26 protein-coding genes and 1 riboswitch are annotated in these 23,214 nt (G+C 62.0%); of the genes, 19 read left to right on the top strand and 7 right to left on the bottom strand.

The features are described 5' to 3' along the window. Positions 1–14: 14 nt before the first annotated feature. The 5 genes from J4D25_RS06980 to purM all read right to left on the bottom strand — a co-directional run bounded on the left by J4D25_RS06980 (position 15) and on the right by purM (position 3,986). A complete protein-coding gene (locus tag J4D25_RS06980) occupies positions 15–875 on the bottom strand; it encodes a pirin family protein (protein WP_057715819.1) in 861 nt (286 codons plus the stop codon). Positions 876–937: 62 nt separating this feature from the next. Next, complete coding sequence (locus J4D25_RS06975) at positions 938–1,354, bottom strand: OsmC family protein (RefSeq protein ID WP_057715818.1); 417 nt, start codon at positions 1,352–1,354, stop codon at positions 938–940. 201 nt (positions 1,355–1,555) lie between these two features. Further along, positions 1,556–2,269, bottom strand: a complete 714-nt coding sequence (locus J4D25_RS06970; RefSeq protein ID WP_057715817.1) for a DUF3108 domain-containing protein — start codon at positions 2,267–2,269, stop codon at positions 1,556–1,558. Positions 2,270–2,277: 8 nt separating this feature from the next. Continuing rightward, on the bottom strand, positions 2,278–2,928 hold the full coding sequence (gene purN, locus J4D25_RS06965) for a phosphoribosylglycinamide formyltransferase (RefSeq protein ID WP_057715816.1): 651 nt from the start codon (positions 2,926–2,928) through the stop codon (positions 2,278–2,280). After that, positions 2,928–3,986: a phosphoribosylformylglycinamidine cyclo-ligase gene (purM, locus tag J4D25_RS06960; RefSeq protein ID WP_057716649.1), complete on the bottom strand. Its 1,059-nt coding sequence runs from the start codon at positions 3,984–3,986 to the stop codon at positions 2,928–2,930. The genes purN and purM overlap by 1 nt, the downstream gene beginning before the upstream one ends. 384 nt (positions 3,987–4,370) lie before the next feature. Here purM and J4D25_RS06955 point away from each other — a divergent pair, with 384 nt between their 5' ends. From J4D25_RS06955 to J4D25_RS06930, 6 genes are all read left to right on the top strand, one after another. Next, positions 4,371–5,429, top strand: a complete 1,059-nt coding sequence (locus J4D25_RS06955; protein WP_057715815.1) for a DUF2066 domain-containing protein — start codon at positions 4,371–4,373, stop codon at positions 5,427–5,429. Between the two features lie 36 nt (positions 5,430–5,465). Next, a complete protein-coding gene (locus tag J4D25_RS06950; RefSeq protein WP_057715814.1) occupies positions 5,466–6,539 on the top strand; it encodes an AI-2E family transporter in 1,074 nt (357 codons plus the stop codon). A 230-nt stretch (positions 6,540–6,769) separates the two neighbouring features. Beyond that, on the top strand, positions 6,770–7,474 hold the full coding sequence (gene hda / locus J4D25_RS06945) for a DnaA regulatory inactivator Hda (protein WP_007984552.1): 705 nt from the start codon (positions 6,770–6,772) through the stop codon (positions 7,472–7,474). Positions 7,475–7,696: 222 nt separating this feature from the next. Beyond that, a complete protein-coding gene (locus tag J4D25_RS06940; protein ID WP_057715813.1) occupies positions 7,697–8,329 on the top strand; it encodes a C40 family peptidase in 633 nt (210 codons plus the stop codon). Between the two features lie 165 nt (positions 8,330–8,494). After that, entirely contained in the window at positions 8,495–9,031 is a 537-nt protein-coding gene (locus tag J4D25_RS06935; RefSeq protein ID WP_057715812.1) for a C40 family peptidase, read from the top strand. Between the two features lie 18 nt (positions 9,032–9,049). Beyond that, positions 9,050–9,703, top strand: coding sequence for an O-methyltransferase (locus J4D25_RS06930; RefSeq protein ID WP_057715811.1), 654 nt, complete (start codon positions 9,050–9,052; stop codon positions 9,701–9,703). Between the two features lie 141 nt (positions 9,704–9,844). Here the strand turns inward: J4D25_RS06930 and J4D25_RS06925 are convergent, their stop codons facing one another. Further along, positions 9,845–11,158, bottom strand: coding sequence for a sorbosone dehydrogenase family protein (locus J4D25_RS06925; protein WP_057715810.1), 1,314 nt, complete (start codon positions 11,156–11,158; stop codon positions 9,845–9,847). Positions 11,159–11,224: 66 nt separating this feature from the next. Continuing rightward, complete coding sequence (locus tag J4D25_RS06920; protein WP_057715809.1) at positions 11,225–11,809, bottom strand: hypothetical protein; 585 nt, start codon at positions 11,807–11,809, stop codon at positions 11,225–11,227. Positions 11,810–11,962: 153 nt separating this feature from the next. Continuing rightward, a riboswitch (cobalamin riboswitch) is annotated at positions 11,963–12,197 on the top strand. Between the two features lie 81 nt (positions 12,198–12,278). Here J4D25_RS06920 and cobO point away from each other — a divergent pair. The 13 genes from cobO (at position 12,279) to J4D25_RS26945 (ending at position 23,195) form a co-directional block, all read left to right on the top strand. Continuing rightward, positions 12,279–12,890, top strand: a complete 612-nt coding sequence (cobO, locus tag J4D25_RS06915) for a cob(I)yrinic acid a,c-diamide adenosyltransferase (protein ID WP_057715808.1) — start codon at positions 12,279–12,281, stop codon at positions 12,888–12,890. Further along, positions 12,887–14,224: a cobyrinate a,c-diamide synthase gene (locus J4D25_RS06910; protein WP_057715807.1), complete on the top strand. Its 1,338-nt coding sequence runs from the start codon at positions 12,887–12,889 to the stop codon at positions 14,222–14,224. Before cobO ends, J4D25_RS06910 begins: the two co-directional genes overlap by 4 nt. Further along, positions 14,221–14,871, top strand: a complete 651-nt coding sequence (gene bluB, locus J4D25_RS06905) for a 5,6-dimethylbenzimidazole synthase (protein ID WP_057715806.1) — start codon at positions 14,221–14,223, stop codon at positions 14,869–14,871. Before J4D25_RS06910 ends, bluB begins: the two co-directional genes overlap by 4 nt. Beyond that, positions 14,868–15,776 carry an adenosylcobinamide-phosphate synthase CbiB gene (gene cbiB, locus J4D25_RS06900; protein ID WP_057715805.1) on the top strand — a complete coding sequence of 303 codons (909 nt, stop codon included), beginning with the start codon at positions 14,868–14,870 and terminating at the stop codon, positions 15,774–15,776. Before bluB ends, cbiB begins: the two co-directional genes overlap by 4 nt. Next, the gene (gene cobD, locus J4D25_RS06895; protein WP_057715804.1) at positions 15,769–16,761 is read left to right on the top strand and encodes a threonine-phosphate decarboxylase CobD; all 993 of its coding nucleotides are present in this window, start codon (positions 15,769–15,771) and stop codon (positions 16,759–16,761) included. The genes cbiB and cobD overlap by 8 nt, the downstream gene beginning before the upstream one ends. Further along, a complete protein-coding gene (locus tag J4D25_RS06890) occupies positions 16,758–18,209 on the top strand; it encodes a cobyric acid synthase (protein WP_057715803.1) in 1,452 nt (483 codons plus the stop codon). Before cobD ends, J4D25_RS06890 begins: the two co-directional genes overlap by 4 nt. Before the next feature lie 148 nt (positions 18,210–18,357). Further along, positions 18,358–18,879: a bifunctional adenosylcobinamide kinase/adenosylcobinamide-phosphate guanylyltransferase gene (cobU, locus tag J4D25_RS06885; protein WP_057715802.1), complete on the top strand. Its 522-nt coding sequence runs from the start codon at positions 18,358–18,360 to the stop codon at positions 18,877–18,879. Continuing rightward, entirely contained in the window at positions 18,876–19,931 is a 1,056-nt protein-coding gene (cobT, locus tag J4D25_RS06880; protein ID WP_057715801.1) for a nicotinate-nucleotide--dimethylbenzimidazole phosphoribosyltransferase, read from the top strand. The genes cobU and cobT overlap by 4 nt, the downstream gene beginning before the upstream one ends. Next, positions 19,928–20,503: an alpha-ribazole phosphatase family protein gene (cobC, locus tag J4D25_RS06875; RefSeq protein ID WP_057715800.1), complete on the top strand. Its 576-nt coding sequence runs from the start codon at positions 19,928–19,930 to the stop codon at positions 20,501–20,503. The genes cobT and cobC overlap by 4 nt, the downstream gene beginning before the upstream one ends. Positions 20,504–20,505: 2 nt before the next feature. Further along, positions 20,506–21,237, top strand: a complete 732-nt coding sequence (locus tag J4D25_RS06870; protein WP_057715799.1) for an adenosylcobinamide-GDP ribazoletransferase — start codon at positions 20,506–20,508, stop codon at positions 21,235–21,237. Between the two features lie 173 nt (positions 21,238–21,410). After that, positions 21,411–21,815: a MarR family winged helix-turn-helix transcriptional regulator gene (locus tag J4D25_RS06865; protein ID WP_057715798.1), complete on the top strand. Its 405-nt coding sequence runs from the start codon at positions 21,411–21,413 to the stop codon at positions 21,813–21,815. Between the two features lie 52 nt (positions 21,816–21,867). Continuing rightward, the gene (locus tag J4D25_RS06860) at positions 21,868–23,076 is read left to right on the top strand and encodes an MFS transporter (RefSeq protein WP_057715797.1); all 1,209 of its coding nucleotides are present in this window, start codon (positions 21,868–21,870) and stop codon (positions 23,074–23,076) included. After that, positions 23,073–23,195 carry a hypothetical protein gene (locus J4D25_RS26945; protein ID WP_008051054.1) on the top strand — a complete coding sequence of 41 codons (123 nt, stop codon included), beginning with the start codon at positions 23,073–23,075 and terminating at the stop codon, positions 23,193–23,195. Before J4D25_RS06860 ends, J4D25_RS26945 begins: the two co-directional genes overlap by 4 nt. Positions 23,196–23,214: the final 19 nt, after the last annotated feature.

The raw sequence follows: 23,214 nt of genomic DNA, 5'->3' as shown, positions 1-23,214 counted from the left end.
GGGTGCTGAAAGTTTCAGGGCAGTTCGATTCGCTCAACTTCCCCGGGCACCGTCGGCCAATCCCCGGCTGCCCAACGCCGGCGTGCTTCATCAATCGCCGCCGGATCGCTCGCGACAAAATTCCAGTTGATCCGCCGCGGCCCGTCCAGCGGAGCACCGCCGAACAACACGGCGTGACTGTCGCTTTCGGCAAACAGTGTCATCTCTTCCCCCGCAGGCAGTACCACCAGCGAGTACGGCTCTATTGGCTCGCCATCGAGTTGCACTTCGCCGCTCAACACATACAGCGCACGTTCTTCATGCTCGGTGGGAATCAGCAATGTCGTCGCCGTTTGCAGGTGCAGTTCCGCGTACAGCGTAGGAGAAAGCACTGGCACTGGCGATTCCAGGCAAAAGCCTGACCCGGCAATCATGCGAATCTTCACTCCCAGGTTTTCGCTGACCGGCAATGTGGACGCTGGATGGTGGCTGTAATGCCCCGGACCTTGTTCTTTATCCTTGGGCGAAGCCAGCCAGATCTGCAGGCCGTGCATCGTGAAGCCGCTTTCTTTCAGGGCCTCGGGCGTGCGTTCGACGTGGGCGATGGCGCTGCCGGCCGTCATCCAGCTGACGTCGCCAGTCCCGACCACTTGATCGGAACCGAGACTGTCCTTGTGCTGGATCTGCCCCTGGAACAAGTAGGTGAGGGTGGACAGGCCAATGTGTGGATGCTGGCGGATGTTCATGCCTTTGCCCGGTGGATAACGGGTTTCCAGCATGTGGTCGAAAAACACGAATGGCCCGACGCTGCGGCACTTGGCCGATGGCAGCGGGCGAAGAATCGGCTGGCCCTCGACATCTTCGGTGCGGGGGCGGATCACGAGCGGAGTGTTCATGGTGCGTTCCAGGCTGAGCGGGTAATGCGTTCGAGCATAACCCGCTTGGGCAACCCTTGCCGCTATTGGCTGAACGCGCCTTCGGACAAATGCGTTTCGATGCTGACTTCAGACGTGGTCATCAGCTTGTGGATCGGGCAGCGATCGGCCACACGGTGCAGTTCATCGCGCTGGGCGTCGGTGAGTACGCCCTTGAGGGTCAGTTTGACGTGCAGCGCGTACTGGCCTTTCTGTTCCAGGCTGTTGTCGCGCTTGACCTCGACGCCGACACCGGTCAGCGGGATGTCTTTCTTCCTGGCATACAGCTTCAGGGTCAGGGCTTTGCAGGCACCCAGCGCGGCATCGAAATAATCGTGTGGCTCCGGCGCCGAACCCTCTCCGCCAGCCGTGGCGGGCGCGTCGGCGAAGAGTTCGTGGTCATCGATCTGGACGCTGTGGCGCAAACCTTCGGCAGAAACGGTGTTGACGGTAACAGTCATGGCAAACCTCGCAGGCGACAGGAAAACTCATTCGATCAAAAAGGACCTTGAAGGTGTAGAGCCATCGCGTTTGTCGGGTGTTCCAATCTGTAGGAGCGAGCTTGCTCGCGATGATCTCACTGGCACTGTGTGTATCCGCCAGGGCGAGTCATCGTTAAAGTCCATCGCGAGCAAGCTCGCTCCTACTGGTCTCGATCCGGATCAGCTGCCTTTGACTGGCTTGCCGTTGACCGTGCCGTCCAGGAGCATGATGTTGTATTCCTTGCCGTCGGTTTCGACCTGTTGCAGGCGGACCAGCAGGTAGTCCCAATCCTTGGCGAACCACAGCACGGTGATGCGCTTGCTTTGCGTCGGATCGCGTACGCGCTCGACCTTGATCGCATCGATCTGGCCAGCCTTGGTGTCGACTTTTTCCGAGCCCAGCACACGGAAGTCATAGGTATCGACTTCGCCATCATCGACAACCTGATAGCTCATGCTCTTTTTGCCGGCAGCCACGTCATGTTGCAGCGCCAGTTGATAGGTGGATTTGTCGACCATGCCGCGGTTCAGCGGAATATCGACCGCGTCACCACGATCGGTGCCGGTGACCTTTTTCGCGGCCCAGTCGAAATCCAGGTCGGCTTTCTTGGCTTTGCCCAGGCCGCCACGCTCGAAGTGGTAGGACTGGGGCAGCAAGGTGTCCTTGTCCACGGTCAGGGTGCTTTCTTCGGACAGGCTGGCGATCATCATCGAAGCCTTGAAGCTGAGCTTCCAGACGCCGTTGGCTTCCTTAGTCAGGCTGCGCTCGGCAGTGCCACTCATGGGCAGCTGTTTCCAGTCGGCGGTGTAGCTGGCGGAGAAAGGTTGAAGGTCTGCCGCCTGGGCGAAGGGCAAGGCGAGCAGAGCGCAAGCGAAGAGCAGGGCGCGACGCATAAAATCTCCTAGTTTCGAATCAAGTGGCCGCTGGCCGCGAGTAACTGTCCATCCAGTAAAGCACCTTGCTCGCCGAGGGCTAGACGACCTTCGGCAAACCAGCGTACGGCCATCGGGTAGATCAGGTGTTCCTGAACATGGACCCGCTGCGCCAGACTCTGCGGCGAATCCTGTAACTCTACCGGTATTACAGCTTGTACGACCAGTGGTCCGCCATCGAGTTCCTCGGTGACGAAGTGCACGGAGCAGCCGTGCTCGGTGTCGCCAGCCTCCAGCGCGCGCTCATGGGTGTGTAACCCTTTGTATTTGGGTAGCAGCGAGGGATGGATATTGAGCAGGCGACCCTGATAGTGGCGTACGAAACCAGCGCTGAGAATGCGCATGAATCCGGCGAGTACCACGAGTTTGGGATTGAAGGCGTCGATCAGTTCGATCAGCGCGGCGTCGAAGGCCTCGCGACCTTCGAAAGCCTTGTGATCCAGGGCACGGGTGTCGATACACGCGTCCCTGGCGCGTTGCAGGCCGTAGGCGTCGGCGCGGTTGGAAATCACCGCAGCGATGCGGACCGGGCTGTCGCCGGTCCGCGTGCTGTCGATCAGGGCCTGCAAGTTACTGCCGGTGCCGGACAACAGCACCACGACATCACAGGTCTTAGGCATCAGTGAGCCTTGAGGTTCTTCAGTTCAACCTGAGCTGCGCCTTCGGCAGCGGTGGAGATCTGGCCGATGACCCAAGGCTGCTCGCCCGCTTCGCGCAGAACGTTCAGGGCGGTTTCAACGTGCTCCTGAGCCACGCAGATGACCATGCCTACGCCGCAGTTCAGCACGCGGTGCATTTCGTTCTCGTCAACGTTGCCTTTCTCTTGCAGCCAGTCGAACACTGCCGGGCGGTTCCAGCTTGCCACGTCAACCACGGCTTGAGCGCCTTTTGGCAGAACGCGCGGGATGTTGTCCAGCAGACCGCCGCCAGTGATGTGGGCCATGGCTTTGACAGCGCCGGTTTCCTTGATCAGCTTGAGCAGCGGCTTCACGTAGATACGGGTCGGGGCCATCAGCAGGTCGGTCAGCGGCTTGCCGTCGAGCTGGATGTTCTCGATGTCGGCGCCGGATACTTCGATGATCTTGCGGATCAGCGAGTAGCCGTTGGAGTGCGGGCCGGAAGACGGCAGGGCGAGCAGGGCATCGCCGGCAGCAACCTTGGAACCGTCGATGATTTCGGATTTTTCCACGACGCCGACGCAGAAACCGGCCAGGTCGTAGTCTTCACCTTCGTACATGCCCGGCATTTCAGCGGTTTCGCCGCCAACCAGCGAGCAGCCCGACAGTTCGCAGCCTGCGCCGATGCCGGTCACAACCTGGGCAGCGGTGTCGACGTTCAGTTTGCCGGTAGCGTAGTAGTCCAGGAAGAACAGCGGCTCGGCGCCGCACACCACCAGGTCGTTGACGCACATGGCAACCAGGTCGATGCCGATGCTGTCGTGCTTGTTCAGATTCAGTGCCAGGCGCAGCTTGGTGCCGACGCCGTCAGTACCGGAAACCAGCACAGGCTGCTTGTAGCCGGCCGGGATTTCGCAGAGGGCGCCGAAACCGCCCAGGCCGCCCATGACTTCCGGGCGCGCAGTGCGCTTGGCGACGCTCTTGATGCGTTCGACCAATGCTTCACCGGCGTCGATGTCTACACCGGCGTCCTTGTAGCTCAGGGAGGGTTGCTTGCTCATGATCCAGGCCTTTAGGGGGGGGATTTCTGGGTAACGACCGAGTCCATCGGGACCGCCGAAACAGGCGAAGGCGAGGGCCATGCACGAATTTCAGGGTGCCCGGCTGTTGCCGGTCTGCGAAGGCGCGCGATTTTATCAGGCTTGAGCCGCAGCGGCCATCCTCAGGCCGACAGCAGGGCCATATCCGTTCAAAAAAACCGTTAATGCGCGGTGTCGGTGGCATCCTGCATGGCTGTATAAGGTATCGCATTAACCGTCTATCGTTATGACAGTGCGAAAACTTACCCGGAACGTGTGAATGTTTTGCGTCGGGCAACGGTCACAGTCTTGCTCGATCGTCTTCATGCGGTCTGTTCCAGCCGCTCTTGTCGTCAGGAATCCTCCATGCGTTTTTGTAAATTCTTGCTTGTGAGTTGTTTGTCAGTGGTCAGCCTGGTCAGTCAAGCCGAAACCGTCAAAGGCCTTTACCTGGTGCGCGAGCCGGTGAATGGCCAGTCGCCCGAGGAGCGCGACCAGGCGACTCAGCGTGCGTTGGACACGTTGGTACTGCGCCTGACCGGCGACCCCAAGGCCGCTCAAAGTCCGGGGTTGGCAGCGATTCGCAAAGACCCGCAACAGATCATCAGCCAATACGGCTTTGAGGCCGGGCCCCCGGAAGTCCTGAAGGTCGATTTCGATCCGGGTACCACCGAGCAGGCCTTGCGCCGCGCCGGCCTGGCCATGTGGGGGGCCAATCGGCCGTCGATCCTCGGCTGGTGGTTGAATGATTCCACCGAGGGTTCGAGCCTGGTGGGCGACGGCCAGGCCAGCGCGGCGCCGCTGCGTCGGGCTGCTCAGCATCGGGGCTTGCCATTGCGCTTGCCATTGGCGGACCTGAACGAACAGATCGTCGCAACCGCGCCGAACCTGGAGGGCGCAGATCCCGCACCTTTGCATGCGGCATCGGAACGCTACAATGCCGACGCCCTGCTTGCCGTACACGCCAGGGAAGAGGGCGGGCAATGGCAAGCCAAGTGGCAATTGTGGCTGGGGGATAAAAAAGAGGCCGGCAGTGTGCAGGGCGCCGATCAGGCCGCCGTGGCCGATGCGGTGATGCTGGCTGTCAACGAGCGCCTGGCGCCGCGGTTTGTCGCCAGGCCGGGTGCTTCGAGTGAGCAATTGCTGGAAGTGCAAGGCATGAATCTTGAGCGCTACGCGTCGCTCGGACGATTGCTGGAACCGTTTGGCGGGCGTGTGCGCAGTGTCGACGGTGACCGGATTCTTTATCGGGTCAATGGCAGCGTCGATCAGTTGCGTGCGCAACTGTCGCTGGCCAGACTGCAGGAGGCGCCGGCGGGTCAGGCCCCGGTCCCGGCCCCGGTAGCGCCCGTTCAGCCAACCACCGGCAGCCCGGTGCCAGCCGCCGCGCCGGCCCCGATCCCGCAGCTACGTTTTCGCTGGTAGTTTTTCTTTCTTTATATAGAAGCAATGGAGTGGTTCATGGCCGATACGCGGCGTTGGTTCTGGCTCGGCGGGATGGTCCTGCTGTGTGTGTTTGTCTGGTTGTTGCATCCGATCCTGACGCCGTTCCTGGTGGCGCTGCTGTTGGCCTACCTGTTCGACCCGCTGGTGGATCGGCTGGAGAAGGCAGGCTTGTCCAGAACCTGGGGTGTCGTGGCGGTGTTTACCCTGTTTACATTGATCTTCACCGCGCTGCTGCTGGTGTTGGTGCCCTTGCTCGCCAGGCAGTTGTTTCGTTTGTATGAGCTGGCCCCGCAAATGCTCGACTGGCTGCAGCACACGGCGTTGCCCTGGGCGCAATCGAAGTTCGGCCTGTCGGACGGTTTCTGGAAGTTCGACAAGCTCAAGGCCGCCATCAGCGAGCATATGAGTCAGACCACTGATGTTGTCGGCGTGGTGCTGAGCCATGCAACGGCCTCGGGGCTGGCGTTGATCGGCTGGCTGGCGAACCTGGTGTTGATTCCGGTGGTGAGCTTCTACTTGTTGCGGGATTGGGACCTGATGATGGCCAAGGTCCGCAGCCTGCTGCCCCGTGATCGTGAAGCGCGCGCGGTGTCGCTGGCGGGTGAATGCCATGAAGTGCTCGGAGCGTTCGTGCGCGGACAGTTGCTGGTGATGGTGGCCTTGGGTGTGATCTATGCAGCCGGCCTGATGCTGGTCGGGTTGGAACTGGGTCTGCTGATTGGCCTGATTGCCGGTCTGGCGGCGATCGTGCCGTACATGGGGTTTATCATCGGCATTGGCGCGGCGCTGCTTGCGGGGCTGTTCCAGTTCGGTGGTGATCTTTATCCAATGCTCGGAATTGTCGCGGTGTTCATGGTCGGCCAGGCGCTGGAGGGTATGGTGCTGACGCCGTTGCTGGTCGGTGACCGGATTGGTCTGCACCCGGTGGCGGTGATTTTCTCGATCCTGGCCGGTGGTGAACTGTTTGGCTTTACCGGTGTGCTGCTGGCATTGCCGGTCGCCGCGGTGATCATGGTGCTGGTGCGCCATGTGCATGATTTGTATAAGGATTCTGATATCTACGGGAGGGCCGACGAGCCGCAGGTGTAAGGGCCGGCGATAGCCGATGGCGGGCTGCCCGGGTTCGTACCGGATCAGCCTGCCGGCGTCGCCCGACTGTCACATGCACCGCCAAAGAATCTGTCACAAAACCAATGCATTAACGCAAACCTTTGATTTTGCTTGTGGTCTGTCGCATTGTGCGGTCCGCTTCACGGGTATAAACTTCGCAAACTTTACACAGAGGCCACTAACGGTTCCTTTGGAACTGTTCAGTCAGCATGAAACCGATTCAGCTGCCCCTAGGTGTGCGTCTGCGTGACGACGCCACCTTTATCAACTACTACCCAGGCGCCAATGCCGCTGCACTCGGCTATGTCGAGCGGCTGTGCGAAGCCGACGCCGGCTGGACCGAAAGCCTGATCTACCTTTGGGGCAAGGACGGGGTAGGGCGTACGCACCTGTTGCAGGCCGCCTGCCTGCGCTTCGAGCAATTGGGCGAGCCGGCGGTGTATCTGCCGTTGGCCGAGCTGCTCGATCGCGGCATTGAAATCCTCGACAACCTCGAACAGTACGAGCTGGTCTGCCTGGATGATTTGCAGGTGGTCGCCGGACGAGCAGATTGGGAAGAGGCGCTGTTTCATCTGTTCAATCGCTTGCGCGACAGCGGTCGGCGCTTGCTGATTGCCGCGTCGACATCCCCTCGGGAGCTGCCGGTGAAGCTGGCGGATCTCAAATCCCGCCTGACCCTGGCCTTGATCTTCCAGATGCGTCCGCTGTCCGATGAGGACAAACTGCGTGCCCTGCAATTGCGCGCATCCCGTCGCGGTCTGCATCTGACCGATGAAGTCGGGCATTTCATTCTGACTCGCGGTACCCGCAGCATGAGTGCGCTGTTCGAGTTGCTCGAGCGCCTCGACCAGGCCTCCCTCCAGGCTCAGCGCAAGCTGACAATCCCGTTTTTGAAAGAAACTCTCGGCTGGTAAGCCCGCTGAAACCGGGGCGTTTAGCCGTTTCGGCATATTTCAGGCGCCAGAAATCCCGCTTTCCTGCAAGGTTGCAGGCCGCGCGTGTGTTTAAAATGGGCTTAAGCGCTTAGATGTAAACGAGAAACGGATAAGTCACAAAAAGATCGATTGAATTTGCAAATGAGGTTGATAGCGGGCATAGTCTCGGCTTCTTTACAACTTTCAGCCACGGTCGTGCCCATGCTAAATCGCTTCGCACCCCTCGTGCCTCTCGCACTCGTTACCCTGTTGTTCGGTTGCGCTGCCCACACTCCAGTGGCCCAGCAAGCTCCGCAACAGCAGGTTCAAAACTCGGCTACCGCCCAGTCTTCCGCTCTCTTCCAGGAAGAACTGGCTACCGAAAAAGAACTCGCAGACTTCGCTGGCGGCAAGTCCTACCAGCTTCCGGTCCTGGCCGACAGCATCCTCGAACGTGGCATGTCCCTGATCGGTACCCGCTACCGTTTCGGCGGTACTTCTGAAGCCGGCTTCGATTGCAGTGGTTTCATCGGTTACCTGTTCCGCGAAGAAGCGGGCATGAACCTGCCGCGCTCCACCCGCGAAATGATCAACGTGGACGCCCCGCTGGTCTCGCGCAGCAAGCTTGAGCCGGGCGACCTGCTGTTCTTCGCAACCAACGGTCGTCGTGGTCGCGTCAGTCACGCCGGGATCTACCTGGGTGACAACCAGTTCATCCACTCCAGCAGCCGCCGCAGCGGCGGTGTGCGCATCGATAGCCTGGGCGACAGCTACTGGAGCAAGACCTTCATCGAAGCCAAGCGCGCCCTGGCAATGGCACCTAACGCGTCGCCAATCGTCACTGCACGCAAATAAGCGGACAATTTGTAAGGCGAACTTAAAGTCTTACTTGAAGTTTGTCGTGTAGCCGCTAGAATCTTGATCTACAAATGATGGCAAACCGCCTGCGTCCCACGCAGGCGGTTTTCTTTTCTGCGCTCCCCGCAGAAAAAGCCGCAGCCAGATCAGGATGTTCTGCTTATGACGACGTCGGCCCGCCTCGCAATCATGTTCTTCGCAGCGCTGCTCAGTGCCTGCGCCAGCCGCACACCGCCTCCTGCGCCGGTGGTTCGCGCTCCCATCGTATTTGGTTCCTCACAGGCTTTTTCGCCCGAAGCGGAAGACGTGCTGTTTCGCGCGCTCGGTCTGGTGGGCACGCCTTATCGCTGGGGCGGCAATACGCCGGATTCCGGATTTGATTGCAGCGGCCTGATCGCTTATGTGTACCGCGATGTCGCCGGTATTGCCTTGCCGCGTACCACGCGCGAGATGATCTCCATGCAAGCGGCGAATGTGGGCAAGGATGGCTTGCAGACCGGCGACCTGCTTTTCTTTGCCACCAATGGCGGTTCCCAGGTCAGTCATGCTGGCATCTATGTGGGAGAGGGGCGTTTCGTCCATGCGCCGGCCACCGGCGGCACCGTGAAGCTCGACAGCCTGTCCAAGGCGTATTGGCAAAAAGCTTACCTGAGCGCCAAGCGTGTTCTGCAGCCTGAACATTTGGCGCGCAATCCATAACCTCCGGAGCTGGTGGTCATGACTGCTCGCACGCTCAATCTCGACGACGCCCTGTACCAATACCTGCTCGATGTTTCCCTGCGTGAAACGCCTCTGCTCAAGCGCTTGCGCGATGAGACCCAGGCGCTGCCGATGGCACGCTGGCAGGTGGCGCCTGAGCAGGGGCAGTTTCTTGCTTTGCTGGTGAAACTGACGGGGGCCAGGCGTTTGCTCGAAGTCGGCACCTTTACCGGTTACAGCGCACTGTGCATGGCGGCGGCATTGCCCGCTGGTGGCTCGCTGATTTGCTGTGACATTCCCGGCGACTACAACGCCACGGCCCTGCGTTACTGGCAGGAAGCCGGGCTGGCCGGACGCATCGATCTGCGTCTGGCACCTGCGCTGGAAACTCTCGGCAAGCTGGACCAGCCAGGCCAGTTCGATCTGATTTTCATCGATGCCGACAAGGCCAACTACCCGGCTTATCTGGAGCACGCCCTGCGATTGCTGCGGGTCGGCGGGCTGGCGGTGTTCGATAACACGCTATGGAGCGGGCGCGTGCTCGAGACCAGTCCCGAGAGCGCGGACACCCGGGCGATCCAGGCGCTCAACCGGGCGTTGAAGGACGATGCGCGGGTGGATCTGTCGTTGTTGCCGTTGGGGGATGGGTTGACTCTCTGTCGCAAACGCTGAGCTGGAAATCCTGTGGGAGCGAGCTTGCTCCGGGCGGCGTTCCGACGATAGCGGTGGGTCAGTCAGCATCGATGTTGAATGTGCCGGCCTCATCGCGAGCAAGCTCGCTCCCACAGGGTTCTGAGTTCATCCGGGATGGTGTTATCTGGCAGCCGACACCCGCCACACCTTGTTCCCCACATCATCGGCCACCAACAGGTCACCCTGTCGGTCGATCACCACGCCCACCGGGCGGCCCATGGCTTCTTCCTTGCCATTGAGAAACCCGCTGAGCACATCAACCGGACTCCCGACCGGCTTGCCGGCGCGGAAGGGCACGAAAATCACTTTGTAGCCGCTGTGCGGCTTGCGGTTCCAGGAGCCGTGCTGGCCGATGAAGGCGCCTTCCCTGAAGCGCGACGGTAACTTGTTGCCTTCGGCAAACGTCAGGCCCAGTGATGCCGTGTGCGGGCCGACGGCGTAGTCCGGGGCGATAGCCTTGGCCACCAGGTCCGGGTTTTGCGGCTCGACGCGAATATCGACATGCTGGCCGAAGTAACTGTACGGCCAGCCATAGAATGCGCCGTCTTTCACCGAGGTGATGTAGTCCGGTACCAGGTCGCTGCCGATTTCATCCCGTTCGTTGACCGCAGTCCACAGCGCGCCACTGTGCGGTTCCCAGGCCATGCCATTGGGGTTGCGCAGGCCGGACGCAAAGATCCGCTGCTGGCCGGTGGCGCGATCCACTTCCCAGATCGCCGCGCGACCTTCTTCCTTGTCCATGCCGTGTTCCGCAACGTTGCTGTTGGAACCTACGGTGACGTACAGCTTGCTGCCGTCCTTGCTGGCGATGACGTTTTTGGTCCAGTGGTGATTCAGCAGGCCGCCCGGCAGGTCGACCACTTTTGCCGGCGCTGACTTGATCTGCGTATCGCCACTTTTATAGTGAAAGCGCAGCAGGCGATCAGTGTCGGCCACATACAGGTCATTGCCGACCAGGGTCATGCCGAAGGGCGAGTTGAGGTTTTGCAGAAACACCGTGCGGGTTTCCGCGACCCCATCGTGGTCCTTGTCGCGCAGCAAGGTGATGCGGTTGGCGCTGGGCACCCTGGCTCCGGCACGCCCCATGAATTTCTTCATGATCCAGCCGCGAATGCCTTTGCCGTCTTCGGGTTTTGGGGGGGCATTGGTTTCCGCCACCAGCACATCGCCATTGGGCAGTACATAAAGCCAGCGCGGGTGATCCAGGTCTTCGGCAAAAGCGGCCACTTGGGTGCCATTGGCGGCGATGGGCTTCGCACCCTGCGGCCAGCCGATGGCCGGGGCGATGTTCACGGTCGGGATCAGGGTTTTGTCGGGTTCTGGCAGTTGAGGAGAAGGGCCGGTGCCGTCGGAGACTTGCAGGCGGGCGGTCCCGCCACAAGCGGCGAGCCCTCCGCAGAACGCGATAACGAGAACGAGCGGGGGCGTGCGCATACGGGGCTTCCCTATGAGTGCCTTGTTCTAATCATAGAGGCGCGTTGTCGTCCGATGGTTCAACCCTTAGCCACGTGCCTCCTTGAACAGCACTGCTATGCCGGGGTGATAGTTGCCGGCTTCGTTGCGCAACTTGCGGTAGGCATAAGGGAAATACCAGGCAACAGCGCAGGTGTGTTCCTTTTGCAGGTCGTCGACCATGTCCTGGAGTTCTTCCGGTGTGGCGCCCTGCTGGGCTTTTTGCGGGGCGACGAACAGGCAGCCGAGTTTCAGGTCGCTGGCGTGGCTCACGCGCTTCGCATCGCTGGCAACATCGAGCAGGGCCTGGGTCAGATTGAGGCTGTTGACCCGTGGCCAGCGCTGGCTGGTCTGGATGTAGGCGCGGGTTTCGGGTGAAGCCAGGAGCAGGTCGGCGCGGCTGTTGCGTTCGCCTTCTTCGGTCTGCTTGCGGGTGGGCGTCTGTTGCAGCGTGACCATCTCGGCCATCCAGGCGGCGGCAGACAGCAGTCCGAGATTGGCCTTCTCGTCGTGCCAGTACGGTGTGTCGCCATCACCGCGGACGGCGTTGTAACGGTCGATGCATTCGAACCAGCGTTCGAGCACCGGGCGCAGGAATTCCAGCTTTGGATTGCTGATGATCATGCCTTGCATGGGCTCACCCTTGTTGTTGTGTTGTGAGTTTGTGGCTCTTTGATATCACTGCTGGGAGCGTGGCACAAGATTGACGTCAGTTTATTGATTGATGGCAGTTATTCGGTCGATGGCCTCCCGGCTTTAATTGACGCTCCACCCCCAACCCTCTAACCTTCGCGGCTTGTTTCAGGTGCTCTGTGGCTTGGGTCGACAGAGTGAAACAGGGAAGCCGGTGAGTGAGTCCTTCTGTTGGTCGAAGGCCCGCAATTCCGGCGCTGCCCCCGCAACGGTAAATGAGTGAAAACTGTGTGTGATGCCACTGTGTCGATTTGATGCGGGAAGGCGCACGGTCTGGCCCCGCGGCCACTCATGAGCCCGGAGACCGGCCTGATTCATCCAGCGGCATCACGGTGGGCGATGCCAGGCTTGTTGCCTTCTATTCTTGTGCCTGCCCGCCGTTATTCCTGCCTCAACGGAGAGCTCCCCCATGACTGATACCCCCGATCGTGACGAACGCCACCTGGCGCGCATGCAGCGCAAAAAAGCCGTGATCGACGAGCGCATCGCCAATTCCCCGAACGAGTGTGGCCTGCTGCTGGTGCTGACCGGCAACGGCAAGGGCAAGAGCAGTTCGGCCTTCGGCATGCTTGCCCGCGCCATGGGGCACGGCATGCAATGCGGCGTGGTGCAGTTCATCAAGGGCCGCAACAGTACGGGGGAGGAGTTGTTCTTCCGGCGCTTTCCCGAGCAGGTGCGTTTTCATGTGATGGGCGAAGGCTTTACCTGGGAAACCCAGGACCGCCAGCGCGACATCGCCGCCGCCGAAGCGGCCTGGGCAGTGTCGCAGCAACTGCTGCGCGATCCGTCCATCGGTCTGGTGGTGCTCGATGAGCTGAACATCGCTCTCAAGCACGGCTACCTCGATCTCGATCAAGTGCTCAGCGACTTGCAGGCCCGACCGCCGATGCAACACGTGGTGGTCACCGGTCGTGCCGCCAAGCCGGAGATGATCGAGATGGCTGACACCGTCACCGAAATGGGCGTGATCAAGCACGCCTTTCAAGCCGGGATCAAAGCGCAGAAAGGCGTCGAATTGTGAGTCAGCCTCGGCACTGTCCGGCGGTACTGATTGCCGCGCCGGCCTCTGGCCAAGGCAAGACCACCGTCACCGCGGCACTGGCCCGATTGCATCGCAATCAGGGGCGCAAGGTCCGAGTGTTCAAGTGCGGGCCCGACTTTCTCGATCCGATGATCCTCGAGCGCGCCAGCGGTGCGCCGGTGTATCAGCTGGACATGTGGATGGTCGGCGAGCAGGAGAGTCGCCGGTTGCTGTGGGAAGCCGCCGCTGAAGCCGACCTGATCCTGATCGAAGGCGTCATGGGGTTGTTCGACGGTACGCCGTCGAGCGCCGACCTGGCGCGGCATTTCGGTGTGCCGGTGCTGGGGGTGATCGATGGCACCGCCATGGCCCAGACCTTTGGCGCATTGGCCCTGGGGTTGGCGCGTTATCAGCCGGACTTGCCGTTCGCCGGCGTGCTGGCCAATCGTGTCGGCACGCTGCGCCACGCGCAACTGCTCGAAGGCAGCCTGACTGAGGGGTTGCGCTGGTACGGCGCGCTGTCCCGGGAAACCGGGATCGAATTGCCGAGCCGGCACCTGGGGCTGGTGCAGGCCAGTGAGTTGAACGATCTCGACCTGCGCCTCGACGCGGCAGCCGATGCCCTGGCCAGCAGTTGCGAGGTCGCGCTGCCACCGGCAGTCGAATTCGCCGCCCCTGATGTCATCGCGGCCGAACCGCTGCTGGCCGGTGTACGCATTGCCGTCGCCCGCGATGAAGCCTTTGCGTTCACCTATGGCGCGAGCCTGGATCTGCTGCGGGCGATGGGCGCCGAGTTGTCATTCTTCTCGCCGATCCGCGACCGTGCGTTGCCGCAGGCGGACAGCCTGTATCTGCCGGGCGGCTACCCGGAACTGCATCATGTTGCGCTGGCGCAAAACACCGCGATGCTCGATGCGATCCGCGCCCACCACCAGGCAGGTAAACCGTTGCTCGCCGAGTGTGGCGGCATGCTGTATCTGCTCGACTCCCTGACCGATGTCGAAGGCACTCGCGCCGAACTGGTTGGCTTGCTGGCCGGTGATGCAGTCATGCAAAAGCGCCTGGCAGCGCTGGCTTTGCAAGCGGTGGAACTGCCGGAAGGCTCGCTGCGCGGGCACACCTATCATCATTCGCTGACCACCACTGAACTGGCGCCGATTGCCCGTGGCTTGAGCCCTAACGGCGGGCGCGGAGCGGAGGCGGTCTACCGTGAGGGGCGGATGACTGCCTCTTACGTGCACTTTTATTTTCCGTCGAACCCCTCGGCGATTGCCGCGCTGTTTGCGCCTGACCAAAACCCTGTGGGAGCGAGCCTGCTCGCGAAGAGGCCATGAGCGACAACGCATTCTCCGAAGCCGAGCGCGCGGCGGTGTACCGCGCCATCGCCGAGCGCCGCGACATGCGCCACTTCAGCGGCGGCACCGTCGAGCCCGAATTGCTCCGTCGTCTGCTCGAAGCCGCGCATCAGGCCCCCAGTGTCGGCCTGATGCAGCCCTGGCGCTTCATCCGCATCAGCGATCGCGCCTTGCGCGGGCAAATCCAGGCCCTGATAGAAGAAGAACGCATCCGCACCGCCGAAGCCCTTGGCGAGCGCAGCGATGAGTTCATGAAGCTCAAGGTGGAAGGCATCAACGATTGCGCCGAGGTGTTGGTCGCCGCACTGATGGATGACCGCGAGCAGCATATCTTCGGCCGCCGCACGCTGCCGGAAATGGACATGGCTTCGTTGTCCTGCGCGATCCAGAACCTGTGGCTGGCGTCCCGTGCCGAAGGGTTGGGCATGGGGTGGGTGTCGCTGTTCGAACCACAGGCACTGGCGGACCTGTTGAGATTGCCGCCGGGTGCCAAGCCGTTGGCCGTGCTGTGCCTGGGGCCGGTCAAAGAGTTCTATCCGGCGCCGATGCTGGTGCTCGAAGGCTGGGCGCAGGCGCGTCCGCTACATGAATTGCTGTATGAAAATTATTGGGGAGTGAGTCAATGAGTGTGGCGTTGTTGAGTGTCGCCGCGGTTGCGCTGGATGCGCTGCTGGGTGAACCCAAACGCTGGCATCCGCTGGTGGCGTTCGGCCGTTTTGCCGAGCGCATCGAGCAACGTTTCAACGGCGGCGGTCGCGGCTGGCGCAGCCATGGCGTCACCGCGTGGGTGATTGCCGTGTTGCCACTGACGCTACTGGCCACGGCATTCTCCTGGGCGCCTTATGTCGGCTGGATCGTCGAGATTCTCGCGCTCTATTGCGCCCTCGGCATGCGCAGCCTCGGTGAGCACGTCACGCCTGTGGCCAAGGCCCTGCGCAATAATGACCTGGAAGCGGCGCGCACTCGGGTGAGCTATCTGGTCAGCCGCCAGACCAGCGAACTGGATGAAACCGAAGTAGCCCGTGCCGCTACCGAGTCGGTGCTGGAAAACGGAAGCGATGCGGTGTTCGCAGCGTTGTTCTGGTTTGCCGTGGCGGGCGCGCCGGGCGTGGTGCTCTACCGCCTGAGCAATACGCTGGATGCGATGTGGGGTTATCGCAATGAGCGTTTCGAACGGTTCGGCTGGGCGGCGGCGAAGGTCGATGACGTGCTCAATTACATTCCTGCGCGCCTGGTGGCACTGACATACGCGCTGCTGGGCAAAACCCGGCTGGCATTGAAATGCTGGCGCACCCAGGCCCCGATCTGGGATAGCCCGAACGCCGGCCCGGTGATGGCGGCAGGGGCGGGTGCCCTTGGTGTCGAATTGGGTGGGGCGGCGATTTATCACGGCGAACTGCATCAGCGTCCGCAGTTGGGCGAAGGTGTGCCGGCGGATGCCGACTCGATTGACCGGGGCTGGCAATTGGTCCAGCGCGGGGTATGGTTATGGCTGCTGATTCTCTGCCTGGGGGCCGAATTTTATGCTTGAGCACGGTGGGCGACTGCGCAAGGCGGCGCTCGAATACGGCATAGATGAAGCCGACTGGCTGGACCTGTCCACCGGCCTTGCGCCCTGGCCGTTTCCGGTGCCGGATATTCCGCTGCGGGCCTGGGCCCGATTGCCGGAGACGGACGACGGTCTGGAGCAGGCCGCCTGTGATTACTACGGCACCTTGCAGGCATTGCCGGTGGCCGGCTCGCAAATGGCGATTCAACTGCTGCCGCGATTGCGTCGGGCGGGCAAGGTCGGCGTACTGTCGCCGTGTTATGCCGAGCACGCCGAAGCGTGGCGTCGCAACGGCTACATCGTGCGTGAAGTGCTGGAGCAGGAAGTCGACTTCTTTATCGACAGTTTCGACGTGCTGGTGGTGGTCAATCCGAATAACCCCACGGGTCTGAGCCTCACTCCCAGTCGGCTGCTCGACTGGCACACGCGACTGGCGCAGCGCGGTGGCTGGCTGGTGGTGGACGAAGCGTTCATGGATAACACGCCGCAACTGAGCCTGGCGCCGTTTGCCCATCAAGTCGGATTGATCGTCTTGCGTTCCTTCGGCAAGTTTTTCGGCCTGGCCGGTGTGCGCCTGGGGTTTGTGCTGGCCGAGCGCAAGCTGCTCAAGTTGCTGGCAGAACAAGTGGGTCCGTGGGCCGTGAGCGGGGCAACCCGTGTAGTGGGCCAGGCCTGTCTGCGCGATACCGAGGGACAAACGCGGCAACGGGTGCGCACCGAAGAGGCCAGCGAGCGCCTTGCGTCGTTGCTCGAACAGCACGGCTTCGAGCCCCAGGGCGGTTGTGCGCTGTTCCAGTGGCTGATCACCGAGCGCGCCGAAGAACTGCATGAATTCATGGCCCGGCGCGGCATTCTCCTGCGGTTGTTCACGCACAACAGCAGCCTGCGATTCGGCTTGCCCGGTGACGAAATCGCCTGGGTACGACTGGCGCTGGCGTTCGACGATTTCGCCAAGGAAAACCAATGACCACGCTGATGGTGCAGGGCACCACATCGGATGCCGGTAAAAGCACGCTGGTAACCGCGTTGTGCCGCTGGGTCACGCGTCAGGGCGTCAGGGTGGTGCCGTTCAAGCCACAGAACATGGCCCTCAACAGTGCGGTGACCGCCGACGGTGGCGAGATCGGCCGCGCCCAGGCGGTACAGGCCCAGGCCGCGAACCTTGAGCCGCACACCGACATGAACCCGGTGCTGCTCAAGCCCAACAGTGACACCGGTGCCCAGGTGATCATCCATGGCCGCGCTGTCACGACCATGAATGCGGTCGCCTATCACGACTACAAAACCATCGCCATGCAAGCGGTGCTGGCCTCCCACGAGCGCTTGAGCGCGGCGTATCCGCTGGTGATGGTCGAGGGTGCGGGCTCGCCGGCGGAAATCAATCTGCGGGCCGGGGACATCGCCAACATGGGCTTCGCCGAAGCGGTGGATTGCCCGGTGGTGCTGATCGCCGATATCAATCGCGGCGGGGTTTTTGCCCATCTGGTAGGCACCCTTGAACTGCTGTCGCCGAGTGAGCAGGCGCGGGTCAAAGGCTTCATCATCAATCGTTTCCGTGGCGATATCGCGTTGCTGCAACCCGGTCTCGACTGGCTTGAAGAGCGCACCGGCAAACCGGTGATCGGCGTGCTGCCGTACGTGATGGATCTGCACCTGGAGGCCGAGGACGGCATCGATCAACGCCAGACCGATAAAGCCGAACAGGTGCTCAAGGTGGTGGTGCCGGTGCTGCCGCGCATCAGCAATCACACCGATTTCGATCCGCTGCGCCTGCATCCGCAAGTGGACCTGCAATTCATCGGCCCCGGCCAGGCGATTCCGCCCGCCGACCTGATTATCCTTCCCGGCTCGAAAAGTGTGCGCAGCGACCTCGCGTACCTGCGGGCCAACGGCTGGGACACCGCCATCGCCCGGCATCTGCGTTACGGCGGGAAACTGCTGGGGATCTGTGGCGGCCTGCAGATGCTCGGTGAGCAGGTGCATGACCCGCTGGGCCTCGAAGGTGCGCCGGGTTCCAGTGCCGGTTTGGGGCTGCTGGCGTTCCAGACCCAGCTCGAACAAGAGAAGCAGTTGCGCAATGTGCGTGGTCGCCTGGCGCTGGAAGATGCGCCGGTGGCGGGCTATGAAATTCATGCCGGCGTGACCACCGGACCGGCCCTGGAACATGCCGCCGTGCATCTGGATGACGGCCGCTGTGATGGCGCGCAAAGTGCTGACGGGCAGATTTTCGGCACCTACCTGCACGGGCTTTTCGAATCGCCGGCGGCGTGCAGTGCTCTGCTGCGCTGGGCCGGGTTGCAGGATGTGCAGGCCGTGGATTACCACGCCTTGCGCGAGCGTGATATCGAGCGGCTGGCGGATCTGGTGGAGAAGCATCTGGATACTTCTCTGCTGCGTCAGCTCTGTGGGTTCTGAGGTGGCTGTTGCGGCCCCATCGCGAGCAAGCTCGCTCCCACAGGTTACGAGGTGTAATCAAAATGTATGTTCAGCCTGGATCAATTGTGGGAGCGAGCTTGCTCGCGATGAGGGCCGTCGCCTCCCCGAAGATTTTAAGGAATAAGCAATGCTCCAACTGATCCTCGGCGGCGCCCGTTCCGGCAAGAGTCGCCTGGCTGAAAAACTCGCCATCGACAGCGCCCTGGCCGTGACCTACATCGCCACCAGCCAGCCACTGGACGGAGAAATGAGCGAGCGGGTGGCCCATCACCGCGCCCGTCGTCCTGCCGAATGGGCCTTGATCGAAGAACCGGTGGAACTGGCCCGGGTGCTGCGTGAGTCCGCCTGTGTCGACCGCTGCCTGCTGGTGGATTGCCTGACCCTGTGGCTGACCAATCTGCTGATGCTCGACGATGCCGAGCGCTTGCACGCCGAGCGTGATGCCTTGCTGGACTGCCTGGCGTCGCTGCCGGGTGAAATCATTTTTGTCAGCAACGAGACCGGAATGGGTGTCGTGCCGCTGGGCGAATTGACTCGCCGCTATGTCGATGAAGCCGGTTGGCTGCATCAAGCTCTGGCTGAGCGTTGTCAGCGTGTCGTCCTGACCGTCGCCGGCCTGCCTCTGACTCTGAAAGGAACTGCGTTATGACTCAATCCTGGTGGTTGAACCCGTGCAAGCCGGTCGATACCCAAGTGGTCGAACAGGCCCAGGCGCGGCAACAGCAACTGACCAAGCCGGCCGGCTCCCTCGGTCAGCTGGAAGCGGTGGCGGTGCAGCTGGCGGGATTGCAGGGGCGGGTCAAGCCAAGTCTGGAGCAGGTGTGGATCGCGATTTTTGCCGGCGACCATGGCGTCGTCGCCGAGGGCGTGTCGGCGTTTCCCCAGGAAGTCACCGGGCAGATGCTGCTCAACTTCGTCAGCGGTGGCGCGGCGATCAGCGTGCTGGCGCGGCAACTGGGCGCTTCCCTTGAGGTGGTGGATCTTGGCACGGTGACGCCGTCGCTAAACCTGCCGGGCGTGCGCCATCTGAATGTCGGCCCGGGCACCGCGAATTTTGTACAGGGACCGGCCATGACCCAGGCCCAGGGGCAACTCGCCTTGCAGGCCGGTCGTGACAGCGTGCAGCGGGCAATTGCCACCGGTGCGCAGTTGTTTATCGGTGGCGAAATGGGCATCGGTAACACCACTGCTGCCAGTGCATTGGCGTGTGCGCTACTTGATTGCCCGGTGGTGCATCTGACCGGGCCTGGTACCGGGCTCAATGCCGAAGGTGTCAGTCACAAGGCCCAGGTCATCGAGCGCGCCCTGGCATTGCATGGCGCGCAGCGTGGCGATGCCTTGCAGACCCTGTTCAACCTCGGCGGCTTTGAGATCGCCGCGCTGGTCGGTGCCTATCTTGCGTGTGCCCAGGAAGGTGTCGCGGTGCTGGTGGACGGCTTCATTTGCAGCGTCGCGGCACTGGTTGCGGTGCGCTTGAATCCTGAGTGTCGTCAGTGGCTGTTGTTCGGTCATCGCGGCGCCGAGCCGGGGCATCGTCATGTGCTGGAAACCCTGGATGCACAACCCTTGCTCGATCTCGGCCTGCGGCTTGGCGAAGGCAGTGGTGCGGCGTTGGCTGTGCCGCTGCTGCGCTTGGCTTGCGACCTGCACGGGCAAATGGCGACCTTCGCCGAAGCCGCCGTGGCAGATCGTCCGGCATGACCTTGCGCGTGGATCTGTTGCGTCACGGTGAAACCGAACTCGGCGGCGGCTTGCGCGGCAGTATCGATGATGCGTTGACCGACACGGGCTGGGCGCAGATGCGCGCCGCCGTGGTCGGGCAAGGTCCGTGGGACCGGCTGGTCAGTTCGCCGTTGCAACGTTGTGCGCTGTTTGCCGAGGAACTCGCTGCGCAACTGGGTGTGCCGGTGCAGCTGGACAAAGACCTGCAGGAGTTGCATTTCGGCGCCTGGGAAGGGCAGAGCGCGGCGGCGTTGATGGAAACCGACGCGCAGGCCCTGGGCTTGTTCTGGGCTGATCCCTATTCGTTCACGCCGCCTCAGGGTGAGCCGGTTGCAGACTTTTCGGCACGGGTGCTGGCAGCGCTGGAGCGTTTGCACGCGACCTGTGCCGGTGAGCGAATTCTGCTGATCAGCCATGGCGGTGTGATGCGTCTGTTGCTGGCACAGGCGCGCGGGCTGCCACGGGAGCAACTGCTCAACGTTGAGGTCGGGCATGGCGCGCTGTTTTCGCTGACGGTGGAGTCTGCGGGCTCGTTGAAGGAAGTGCTCTGACCATGCTGCCATTCTGGATCGCCCTGCAATTTCTCAGCAGTCTGCCGATTCGCCTGCCCGGAATGCCTGAGCCCCGGGAACTGGGGCGGTCGTTGCTGTTTTATCCGCTGGTGGGATTACTCTTTGGCGCGATTCTGTGGGCGGTTAACTGGCTGCTGCTGGGCACGCCGACGTTGCTGCACGCGGCGTTGTTGCTGAGCCTTTGGGTGCTGCTCAGCGGCGGCTTGCATCTCGATGGCCTGGCGGACAGCGCCGATGCCTGGCTCGGTGGTTTTGGCGACCGTGAGCGCACGCTGACCATCATGAAAGACCCGCGCAGCGGGCCGATCGCCGTGGTGACGCTGGTGTTGGTGTTGTTGCTTAAATTCACCGCACTGCTGGCGTTGATCGAGCAGCCGCATTCGCTGGCCTTGATCATCGTGCCGTTGATCGGTCGCAGCGCATTGCTCGGCTTGTTCCTGAGTACGCCCTATGTGCGTGCCGGTGGCCTGGGCCAGGCATTGGCCGATCATCTCCCGCGTTCGCCGGGCAAGCAGGTGTTGGCGGTCAGCGCATTGGCTTGTGTGTTGATCGCCGGCGTCAGTGGAGCGCTGGCGGTGGTGTTGGCGGCGCTGGGGTTTGTCTGGCTGCGCCAGGTGATGTTGCGGCGCCTGGGGGGCACGACAGGGGACACGGCGGGCGCGATGCTGGAGTTGCTGGAAGTTGCAGTGCTGGTAGGCTTGGCGTTGGCCTGATCGGGTTGTGTTGAATGTTCCGGCCTCTTCGCGAGCAAGCCCGCTCCCACATTGGAATGCGATCAACTGTGGGAGCGAGCTTGCTCGCGATGGCGATCTACAGGACACCGCCCAATCACTGAACAAACCCCATGCCACTTGATTTAACCGACTCGCGGGTATATACACGCACCATGCTCGATTCCCAATGTTTATGCATCAACCTGCGTCGCGCCGCCCGTGGCGTCAGCAGGCACTACGACGGCGCTCTCGACGGCTTCGGGATCAACGTTGCGCAGTATTCTTTGCTGTGCAATCTGCAGCGTCTGGATCAGCCGAGCATCTCGACCCTGGCCGAGGCCATGGGCCTGGACCGCAGCACCCTGGGGCGCAATTTGCGGGTGCTGGAGGGTGATGGCCTGGTGACGCTGGTCGAGGGCGAGGACATGCGCAATCGCATCGTCCTGCTGACCGAGGCCGGGGCAGAGCGTCTCACGGCGGCCTTGCCGGCCTGGGAAGCCGCGCAGCAACGCTTGATCGATCGCCTGGGTGCCGAGAAGCGTGAAACCTTATTGAAGCTGCTGGACGAACTGGCATGATGCCGGTTTTTTCGATCTTAAGCGGGTATATACCCGCTATTGGAGAATAACAATGACATCGATGTGGCGTACTTGCGGCTGGGTTCTGTTGGGGAGTGCGCTGATCCTTGCGTTGTCTCTGGGTGTTCGCCATGGCTTTGGGCTGTTTCTGGCGCCGATGAGCGCCGAGTTCGGCTGGGGCCGTGAAGTCTTTGCCTTCGCCATCGCCCTGCAAAACCTGATCTGGGGCCTCGCCCAGCCATTCACCGGTGCCCTGGCCGACCGCTTCGGCGCAGCGAAAGTGGTGCTGATCGGTGGCGTCCTGTACGCGGCCGGGCTGATTTGCATGGGGCTCTCCGACTCGGCGATGACCCTGTCCCTGAGCGCCGGCCTGCTGATCGGCATCGGACTGTCCGGTACTTCGTTCTCGGTGATCCTGGGGGTGGTCGGCCGCGCGGTGCCACCGGAAAAACGCAGCATGGGCATGGGGATCGCCAGTGCGGCCGGTTCGTTCGGCCAGTTCGCGATGTTGCCCGGCACGCTCGGTTTGATCGGATGGCTTGGCTGGTCTGCGGCGCTGCTGGCGCTGGGCTTGCTGGTGGCGTTGATCGTGCCGCTGGTGGGCATGCTCAAGGACAAGCCGCTGCCCGTCCTGGGCCACGAACAGACCCTTGGCGAAGCGCTGCGCGAAGCCTGCTCCCATTCCGGCTTCTGGCTGCTGGCGTTCGGATTTTTCGTGTGCGGATTCCAGGTGGTGTTCATCGGTGTGCACCTGCCGGCCTATCTGGTGGATCAACACCTTCCGGCGACGGTCGGCACCACGGTGCTGGCACTGATCGGCCTGTTCAACATCTTCGGCACCTATACCGCTGGATGGCTTGGCGGGCGCATGTCCAAGCCGCGTTTGCTCACCGGGTTGTACTTGCTGCGGGCGGTGGTCATTGCGTTGTTCCTGTGGGCACCGGTGACCACCACCACGGCTTATCTGTTCGGCATGGCCATGGGTTTTTTGTGGCTGTCGACGGTGCCATTGACCAACGGTACGGTGGCGACCTTGTTTGGTGTGCGAAACCTGTCCATGCTCGGCGGGATTGTTTTCCTGTTTCACCAACTCGGTTCGTTCCTGGGCGGCTGGTTGGGTGGCGTGGTGTATGACCGAACCGGGAGTTATGACTTGATCTGGCAAGTGGCGATTCTCTTGAGCCTGTTGGCTGCCGCCCTGAACTGGCCGGTGCGTGAGCGGCCGGTAGAGCGTCTGCAATCACAAATGAGTGCGATATGAACAACCTTTGGCCACGGATCGCTGTAGCCGCCGTCTGCGCCTTATTGCTGGCATTGTCGTGGTGGGGCTGGCATCAGGGCGGGCTGGCACTGATGCAGTTGGGCATGGGTGCTTGCTAGCGAGCGGCGAGGGCGAGTA

Origin of the sequence: Pseudomonas sp. GW456-L13, assembly GCF_017350115.1 — a bacterium.
Lineage (GTDB): Bacteria > Pseudomonadota > Gammaproteobacteria > Pseudomonadales > Pseudomonadaceae > Aquipseudomonas > Aquipseudomonas jessenii.
Note: the sequence above shows the minus strand (reverse complement) of the source record. Positions and strands in the feature narration are given on the sequence as shown.

Bases quoted from the DNA above. Each gene is read 5' to 3' on its own strand.
- cobO (WP_057715808.1), top strand. From the start codon at position 12,279: ATGACTGATACCCCCGATCGTGACGAACGCCACCTGGCGCGCATGCAG.
- J4D25_RS06865 (WP_057715798.1), top strand. From the start codon at position 21,411: ATGCTCGATTCCCAATGTTTATGCATCAACCTGCGTCGCGCCGCCCGT.
- J4D25_RS06920 (WP_057715809.1), bottom strand. From the start codon at position 11,809: ATGCAAGGCATGATCATCAGCAATCCAAAGCTGGAATTCCTGCGCCCG.
- hda (WP_007984552.1), top strand. From the start codon at position 6,770: ATGAAACCGATTCAGCTGCCCCTAGGTGTGCGTCTGCGTGACGACGCC.
- J4D25_RS06970 (WP_057715817.1), bottom strand. From the start codon at position 2,269: ATGCGTCGCGCCCTGCTCTTCGCTTGCGCTCTGCTCGCCTTGCCCTTC.
- J4D25_RS06935 (WP_057715812.1), top strand. From the start codon at position 8,495: ATGACGACGTCGGCCCGCCTCGCAATCATGTTCTTCGCAGCGCTGCTC.
- purN (WP_057715816.1), bottom strand. From the start codon at position 2,928: ATGCCTAAGACCTGTGATGTCGTGGTGCTGTTGTCCGGCACCGGCAGT.
- J4D25_RS06980 (WP_057715819.1), bottom strand. From the start codon at position 875: ATGAACACTCCGCTCGTGATCCGCCCCCGCACCGAAGATGTCGAGGGC.
- J4D25_RS06950 (WP_057715814.1), top strand. From the start codon at position 5,466: ATGGCCGATACGCGGCGTTGGTTCTGGCTCGGCGGGATGGTCCTGCTG.
- cbiB (WP_057715805.1), top strand. From the start codon at position 14,868: ATGAGTGTGGCGTTGTTGAGTGTCGCCGCGGTTGCGCTGGATGCGCTG.
- J4D25_RS06955 (WP_057715815.1), top strand. From the start codon at position 4,371: ATGCGTTTTTGTAAATTCTTGCTTGTGAGTTGTTTGTCAGTGGTCAGC.
- J4D25_RS06930 (WP_057715811.1), top strand. From the start codon at position 9,050: ATGACTGCTCGCACGCTCAATCTCGACGACGCCCTGTACCAATACCTG.
- cobD (WP_057715804.1), top strand. From the start codon at position 15,769: ATGCTTGAGCACGGTGGGCGACTGCGCAAGGCGGCGCTCGAATACGGC.
- purM (WP_057716649.1), bottom strand. From the start codon at position 3,986: ATGAGCAAGCAACCCTCCCTGAGCTACAAGGACGCCGGTGTAGACATC.
- J4D25_RS06860 (WP_057715797.1), top strand. From the start codon at position 21,868: ATGACATCGATGTGGCGTACTTGCGGCTGGGTTCTGTTGGGGAGTGCG.
- J4D25_RS06940 (WP_057715813.1), top strand. From the start codon at position 7,697: ATGCTAAATCGCTTCGCACCCCTCGTGCCTCTCGCACTCGTTACCCTG.
- J4D25_RS26945 (WP_008051054.1), top strand. From the start codon at position 23,073: ATGAACAACCTTTGGCCACGGATCGCTGTAGCCGCCGTCTGCGCCTTA.
- cobT (WP_057715801.1), top strand. From the start codon at position 18,876: ATGACTCAATCCTGGTGGTTGAACCCGTGCAAGCCGGTCGATACCCAA.
- J4D25_RS06925 (WP_057715810.1), bottom strand. From the start codon at position 11,158: ATGCGCACGCCCCCGCTCGTTCTCGTTATCGCGTTCTGCGGAGGGCTC.
- cobU (WP_057715802.1), top strand. From the start codon at position 18,358: ATGCTCCAACTGATCCTCGGCGGCGCCCGTTCCGGCAAGAGTCGCCTG.
- J4D25_RS06870 (WP_057715799.1), top strand. From the start codon at position 20,506: ATGCTGCCATTCTGGATCGCCCTGCAATTTCTCAGCAGTCTGCCGATT.
- cobC (WP_057715800.1), top strand. From the start codon at position 19,928: ATGACCTTGCGCGTGGATCTGTTGCGTCACGGTGAAACCGAACTCGGC.
- J4D25_RS06890 (WP_057715803.1), top strand. From the start codon at position 16,758: ATGACCACGCTGATGGTGCAGGGCACCACATCGGATGCCGGTAAAAGC.
- bluB (WP_057715806.1), top strand. From the start codon at position 14,221: ATGAGCGACAACGCATTCTCCGAAGCCGAGCGCGCGGCGGTGTACCGC.
- J4D25_RS06975 (WP_057715818.1), bottom strand. From the start codon at position 1,354: ATGACTGTTACCGTCAACACCGTTTCTGCCGAAGGTTTGCGCCACAGC.